This is a genomic window from Mucilaginibacter sp. (genome assembly GCF_036383575.1).
Lineage (GTDB): Bacteria > Bacteroidota > Bacteroidia > Sphingobacteriales > Sphingobacteriaceae > Mucilaginibacter.
Genome location: NZ_DASVOB010000574.1, coordinates 1 through 7,113 on the forward strand (window position 1 = coordinate 1; position 7,113 = coordinate 7,113).

A 7,113-nucleotide genomic window follows, 5' to 3' on the forward strand; every position below is an offset into this window, starting at 1 on the left:
TGAAAAACCCATAACAGCTTCTATCAGCACCAGCTGAGCAGGGATGATATATAAGCCACCACCATAACCGTCATGCCATCTGTCTGACGATTCGCCGGGAACCCATACCCTGCCCACGTCATTAAACCCTATCAACCCAAATGAGCCGGGCAATAGGTACGATGTAAAATCCATAACCTTTAATCGTAACTCGAGGTTATTATAAGCAATTGTTTTACCGGTAAACCTGTTGGTGTGAAAGCCCCGGAAGTTTTGTGCCCCGCCAAGTTTCATCTGCTGGAAATACGCGGCGTTCCCTACCGTAGTACCTAAACCAGTGCGGTTGGCAATTACCAATACCGAGTCCCTATCGGGGTTTAAATAAAAACTAAACTCAGATAATACCTGCCCATAGGTATTGTGATTTCCCGAACCGCCACCACTGAAGCCGCTTACAGTAGTTGTCCATAAAATACCCTGCGTAGGGATGATCAGTTTATTGCGGGTATTCACCGTTGCGTTAGCTGTTAAGCCCCCGTAAACTTTTGTCCCAAAAACTTCCTCATTAGGGAAAGCGGCATTATAGCCATTCAAAAATCTTTCGGTATTGTTGGATGCCTTGCTGTTATAAAACTGACCTGCAATGCCTGCGCTTACATGCAGTTTCCCAAAATCGCGGTGCAGGGAAACATCGCCTGTAACATAGTCATAGCGGTTACGATAGTAGGAGATCTTCCTGTCGCCTTCATTTTCAAAAACGGTATTATTACCTATCCCGAAAAAGTTGCTCAGGTTACTTGGCCCGCGCGAAAGCAGGTTGATCTTCAGGTCATTTTCGCCGATGACCTTTTTCCAGTCGGCCATGTAGGTAAACAAAAATGATTTGCGCTCCAGTGAATAATTGGTCAAAAACTCTTCTCTGAAAGCATAGGGTTCCTTACGGAAACCATGCCGCTCATATGAGAAGCCACCTATCAGTAAAATACCGATATCATTGCTATAATTGGCCAGGATGATGGGCTCAAACCTGTCGAACTTAAAGCTGGTTTTATCGTAACTATTTACAGTTGTATCTGTCGACGTACGATTTTTAGCCAGCGATGATGAAGGAAGTACATTCTTCTGATCCGAGCGGTCATAAATATAGGTTTTACCTTTATTATGCAAGCTACTGTCAACAGCAAAGGTATCCATCCCCTCCCCGCCTATCATTCTAACTATTATGGGCGATGGCGTTGAACCAGTTACCGTAAAAAGGTCGTCACCATCAAAACCATACATTCTTATCTCTTTGGTAACATCGGGCTTAAAAGTACGCTGGTAAGTTATTTTATCAACACTGCCGTCTTTCTTTATCTTGTTTATCGTAAGGCTGATATCTCCATTACTTTCGTGGACTATGGTGAACTTATCCGTTTTATCGCTCGCCGGGACATCAACGTATATGGAGATAAATTTATAATACTCAAGCGCCTGTTTTTGCAGAATATTACGCCGCGCTATCATTTTGCTGATGATCTCCGGCCCCGAAAGTTTGTAGATGATATCGGGCATTAAATGCACCGCTTTTTTGATCAGGTCATCGGTCAGTTTGCTTTGCACGTAGGCTATCTGCTCTTTCCAGTCATCTTCACTCAACTGGTTGAGGAAATAGCGGTCAAAATAACGGGCATTAAAATTCCATCCATTAATATCCCTGATCTCGCCACTGTAACCCTGAAATTTTGATTTGAGCCATTGATGCGCTACTATCCAGGGCAACACACCCGATGTTTTATAATACACCTGGTCACGATCGCGGGGAACGGGTTCATAAACGGTTTCATGTTTGCCATCTATTTTTTCCCAACGCCATTGGTCTTCATGCCTGTCCCAATCGCCCAAGAGCATATCCAGCAACCGGGCGCGCAGCACAATTTTCTGATCAACTCGGTTATCATTATCGTCCTGTAATTTACGCTGTACCTTTTCGGTATTATCAGTTTTCTCCGCATCAAGCGGTTCCCGTTCTTCAAATAAAAAAACCTGGTTGGCAAAATCTTTTTGATACTCGCCAAAAGCGGGGTCGTTGGGAACATAAACAATTTTAGGGTTTGAATGCGGAACGCCTAACGCTTCGGCGAGCGGTGGTACTGTAAGGGCAGAAAAGGGATGAGCGGCCGATACCTGGTCTTGCAGGATATCTTTAGCTACAGTCGGCCGCAGATCAACAGGTAAACCTTTTTCGGGATATTTTTGAATGGTACGCAATACCCATTGCTGCCCGGTAGGATCCTGAAGGCGCAGTGATTTGGTTTGCTTCCCTCCACCCCTCTGCAATATTTTAAGCCCCCCCTTTTTCAGCAGCAAGATGAAATACAGGCAGGGTAACAGGCGCTGCCCAAAGCTTGCGGTAATTATCTCCTAAAAAAAACTGGTGGGTACCGCTTACATTATTATAAGATGGCTCGATAGCAAGTTTAACACTATCGCCATGTGTTTGGGCATATGAAATATTGACGGCGAAGCACAAGCCTGCCGTTAAAAAAAAGGATAAAGCTTTGAACAGTTTTTTGCCGCCCATGAGGTTTTGTAAATAATGCAATAGTAGAATAATGCATATTACAAAATAGTTTTAATTATACACGAATACCGCTCAATATTATAAGAGAAATTGCTTTAAAGTAAATGCTGAGAAGAGGCGTACAAATAAGAAATTTTCACACTAATTTTTCCGAATTAATCGAATTACACGAATTTCAAATTTACGTCATCGAAAAATTAGTGTAATTCGATTAATTGTGGCAAGTGTAAAAAGCAATTCGTGTAAAAATTTCTTATCCTAATTGTTAAAAATGTGATTGCTACCTCGACTGATTAATAAGCGTATGCATTACCTGATCTTTAAGCTGCCTGCTGATCGGGACCTCAAACGTGCCAATATTCAGCATATTCCCTTCTATCGACGTAATTTTATTATTAGCAACAATGTATGATTTATGCGTTTGCATGAATTTACGCGAAGGCAATTTTTCGGCAAAAGCCCGCAGGGTACTATGGGTTATAATCTTACGCGCCGGGGTGTAAATCTCTACATAGTTTTCCATGCCTTTGATAAACAGCACCTCATCAAAAATTATCTTTTCGAGCTTACCGTTGCTTTTAACAAAAAGGTAATCGACACTACCTGCGTTATTTCTTAGGTCAAAATAATCCTTGGCTTTAAATGCAGCCTTCATAAAGCGTTCAAAAGGAATAGGTTTAAGGAGATAGTCAAGCACATCCAGGTCAAAACCATCGGTAGCATATTCCTTAAAAGCGGTGGTGAAGATCACTTTTGGCGGATTGGGCAGCGAGCGGATAAACTCAACGCCGGTTAAGTGCGGCATCTGGATATCCAAAAACAGCAGGTCGACAGGTTGTTGAGCCAGTAAGGCTCCCAGCTCCATCGCGTCTTCACATTGTGCTTTCAGGTCAAAAAAGCCGGCTTTTGTAACGTAGCCTTCCAGGCCTTTGCGGGCAAAGGGCTCGTCGTCGGTAATAATGCAGCTGATTAAGGCCATTTTTTAAATTTCTAATTGAAGTATTGCTGTATAATGGTCACCTTCGCGACCCGTAGTTAACTGATGTTTATCAGGGTAAAGCAGCTGCAGCCTCCGGCTTAGATTTTCCAGGCCAATACCACTGTAATTATCAGGAGCTTTCATATTTGCCGGTACATCGTTATAAACTTTAAAAACAAATTTACCGTCGGTTATGCATCCTTCTATAACTATTTTATAATCTCCGCCTATATATTTAAAGGCATTTTCGACTAACGGCAGCAAAAGCAGCGGATAGATCTGCCGATCAGTTAAACTTCCGTCAAAATTAACACTGAGCTTCATTTTGCTGCTTGCCCTGATCTGCTGAAGCCGGATATAATTTTCAAGATATTCCAACTCCTGTTTTACAGGTACCTGCTGTTGCTGATCATATAGCTGGTAACGCAACAGGCTCGACAATAACTCGGTACTTTTTTTTGCGCCGGGAACATCGTCATCCATTTGAAAATATATAGTATTCAAAGCATTGAACAGGAAATGCGGATGATATTGCGCCTTTAAAAACTTCAGCTCGGTTTCCAGTTGGTCGTTGGTCAATTTTTCCAGCTGCATCTTATTATTTACGTAGGCCTTTAGCCAGGTACTGCTACGTGCAATGCCATAATAAACAATAGCGTACAAAGTAGGTATCATATTAATATCGGCCACATCCGCCCAGGGCATCAGTTCCCTTATCCCCTGGGTTACGTGCAGGGCCATATCCATCGGAACAAATACTACGTTTACCAATACCAGGTTTACACCTACCAATATGGCCAACTCCCGTGCTACGTCCCGATAGGATAATTGTCCTGCCCAGTGTTTGTCATAATACCTGAAAAGCCATTCAAAAAGATAGATGGCCAAATAGCCAACCAATATGGAACAGGCCATCTCAATGCCATTGACATAAAAATCCCTTTTCCAAAAATGCTGGCCAACGTCGGTATCATGTAACAGCCTGATGGTAAAATATACTAATAGGCCATATACTGCCGGGAAAATATATTTCCGAAAAAATTTCATATCAGCAAATTACAAATTTAAGGCAGAAAGGACAGGTTCAGGTTTTATCTCCAATATCTTCGGCACGGCACTGATTTTTTCTTTTGGTTTCATACCAAATAAAAACCTGGTTAGCGCATAAGGCCGTACCAACAAATGATACATAAGCACGGTTACAAAAAAGGTAATCCCCACAGTATAAATGTATTTTGAAAGGATACTTTCATTTTTCACCTGCACAATGTAATATACTATCAAAACAATTACTGTTTGGTGCAAAATATAGAAGGGATATACTGCCTGGTTTAAGTAATTAAGCACTTTATGACTGCGGTTAAAATAATGCTTGCCATAGCCAACCAGCGCCAATACCCATCCCCAGGCAATGATCGGCCGCAAAGCAGTAAAGGCATAGGAAAATGCAATATTTTGAAAAGGCCAGTGGGGATGTAACGGTTCAACGCCGTTCCAGCGCATTACTTCCCAGGTCATCAGGCTTAAAAAACCGATGATCAAAGCAAACCGGCGATTGCGCTCCAGGCTGTCCATCAGTTTAGGCTGAAGGATACAAATAAAACCTGCCAGCAGGAATAATAGCCAGTAAACAAAGTAACTGCCGTCGTGGATCAGATCGTTGGTTTCGGGTAAATCCCAGCTGGTGAAAGTAAACCACAGGATTCCGGGCAGCATCAACAAGTAAACCCATTTCCCTTCTGCCAAAACCGCCAGTTTTTGTTTAAACGCATTGCTTTTGGGCGAGATCATCCAGGCGAATATAGGCGCGAAAATTAAATCATAAATAAACAGGTAGGCTATAAACCAAAGGTGATGCCAGCTAAAATTGCCTTTAGGATAAGGCTGAAAGCTAAATGTACTTGGATAAAAATCCAGGAATGATCCTTTGTAGCCATTGGCTAAACGCTCCATGTATATCTGCGGTGGAACAATGATGAACATGCCCACCAAAAGCGGAATAAAAAGCCGACGGAAACGCAAACCTATGAAACTGAGTGTAGAACGCCGCTGCATCATGGAGTAACTCACGGTACCTGAAATAAAAAAGAGCAGCGGCATGCGAAAAAGGTGCAAAAAATGATTTGATTCCATCATCAGGTTGCTGGTTTCGTGATTCTTTATGTGCCAGCCATCCTCGGCAACAAAAGGCATTGCCGAATGAAAAAATAACACCCCCAATATGGATAGTATCCTCAACCAATCGAGGTAAGTTTGACGTTGTGTGGTTTCCATAATTTCTTCTTTTTGATCAAAAGAAGTCACTGCTCTTCGCCCCATAAAATTACTTTGACCAACGGTAAAAAACCTTTGACCATTGGTTGAAAACCCCACCCAACCCTCCCAAGGGGAGGGCTTAAGAAAAAGTTAAGCTTATGGTCGGTGTTTTCACCGCACCATAATAAATAAGACTTTAGAAGCTCAAATATGTGGTACGGCTAAAACACCGGCCACTGGCTTAGAAAATTTCTCACGGCGGCCAGAGGCCGCTTGATAGTTGCCACTCGGCTGGAGCCAAGCGGCAGCTGTAGAATCTTATGTTTTTATAAACATAAAACGCATCAGCGAAATCAACGCAATCAGAAATAATCAACGGTCAGCCCCGCATAAACGGATTAAAATTCCTCGTCCCGATCTCCATTCCTGCCGCTCTGCAAACGGTTTTATCGCCAAACTTAAAGTTGATCTGATCCATGGCCTGGTAAAGTTTGATGCGTTCCTCGTTGTCCTCGAACAGATTGATCTGGTAGCTGCCGGTACAAAGATCGCTCAGCCGTACGCCTATAAGCCTGATGGGCCTATGCTGATCCCAGGCCATTTTAAGCAGGTTTTTCACACCGGGAATCAGGATATGCTCTGCGGCGGTGAGCGCTATTTTTTGCTGCTGGGTATGTGTTTCAAAATTGCCATAGCGCAACTTAATAGCCAGGCATGATGAAAGTTTGTTCTCTCTCCTGAGTTTGGAGGACAGCTCCTCAGTCATCGATACCAGGATAGTTTCAAGCGTGCGATGATCGGCCACGTTGGTATGGAAAGTATGCTCTGTGCTGATGGATTTCCTGTCGGAGTGAGGAATAATTTCGCTATGATCTATTCCATTGGCTTTTTCCCAAAGGGAATGCCCGTATTTCCCGAAAATGGTTTCGAGGAAGCGGATATTGGTACGCTGCAGATCCCCTATCTTTTCAATACCATATTGATATAACTTATTGCAGGTGCTCTCTCCTAAGCCTGGTATCTTACCGATATTCAGGGGGGCCAGAAATTTCAGTTCATCGCCATGTTTTATAAACATTTGTCCGTTGGGCTTGGCCTGGTTGGTAGCCATTTTAGCTATGGTTTTGCCGGATGCCATACCGAAAGAAATAGGCAGACCGGTTTCCTTTATAATCTTCTGCCTTAGCTTGCTTGCTTCGTGATAGCAATCATAAAAGCGGTCCATGCCGGTATAATCGATATAAAACTCATCAACCGACGTTTTTTGGTACAAAGGCACCGTATCATGAATGATCTGTGTAACCTCCCGCGAGGCCTCCCCATACCGCCCGTGTGA

The 7,113-nt window shown here is 43.0% G+C and carries 6 protein-coding genes; all 6 read right to left on the reverse strand.

What is annotated here, in order from left to right; genetic code table 11:
• The coding region (locus VF500_RS20580; protein ID WP_330861478.1) for a hypothetical protein at nt 1-2,298 on the reverse strand (2,298 nt) is incomplete at its 3' end.
• 4 nt (nt 2,299-2,302) lie between these two features.
• The gene (locus VF500_RS20585) at nt 2,303-2,542 is read right to left on the reverse strand and encodes a hypothetical protein (RefSeq protein WP_330861479.1); all 240 of its coding nucleotides are present in this window, start codon (nt 2,540-2,542) and stop codon (nt 2,303-2,305) included.
• A gap of 280 nt (nt 2,543-2,822) precedes the next feature.
• A complete protein-coding gene (locus VF500_RS20590; protein ID WP_330861480.1) occupies nt 2,823-3,521 on the reverse strand; it encodes a LytTR family DNA-binding domain-containing protein in 699 nt (232 codons plus the stop codon).
• Between the two features lie 3 nt (nt 3,522-3,524).
• Nucleotides 3,525-4,568 (reverse strand): sensor histidine kinase, encoded by a 1,044-nt coding sequence (locus VF500_RS20595; RefSeq protein WP_330861481.1) that lies wholly within the window; start codon nt 4,566-4,568, stop codon nt 3,525-3,527.
• A 9-nt stretch (nt 4,569-4,577) separates the two neighbouring features.
• Nucleotides 4,578-5,795, reverse strand: a complete 1,218-nt coding sequence (locus tag VF500_RS20600; protein WP_330861482.1) for an acyltransferase family protein — start codon at nt 5,793-5,795, stop codon at nt 4,578-4,580.
• Between the two features lie 361 nt (nt 5,796-6,156).
• Nucleotides 6,157-7,113, reverse strand: a 957-nt coding sequence (locus tag VF500_RS20605) for a DNA polymerase IV (protein WP_330861483.1), incomplete at its 5' end; no start/stop codon positions are given.

Excerpts from the sequence above, each read along its gene's own strand:
- VF500_RS20585 (WP_330861479.1), bottom strand. The coding sequence starts at position 2,542 with ATGGGCGGCAAAAAACTGTTCAAAGCTTTATCCTTTTTTTTAACGGCA.
- VF500_RS20590 (WP_330861480.1), bottom strand. The coding sequence starts at position 3,521 with ATGGCCTTAATCAGCTGCATTATTACCGACGACGAGCCCTTTGCCCGC.
- VF500_RS20595 (WP_330861481.1), bottom strand. The coding sequence starts at position 4,568 with ATGAAATTTTTTCGGAAATATATTTTCCCGGCAGTATATGGCCTATTA.
- VF500_RS20600 (WP_330861482.1), bottom strand. The coding sequence starts at position 5,795 with ATGGAAACCACACAACGTCAAACTTACCTCGATTGGTTGAGGATACTA.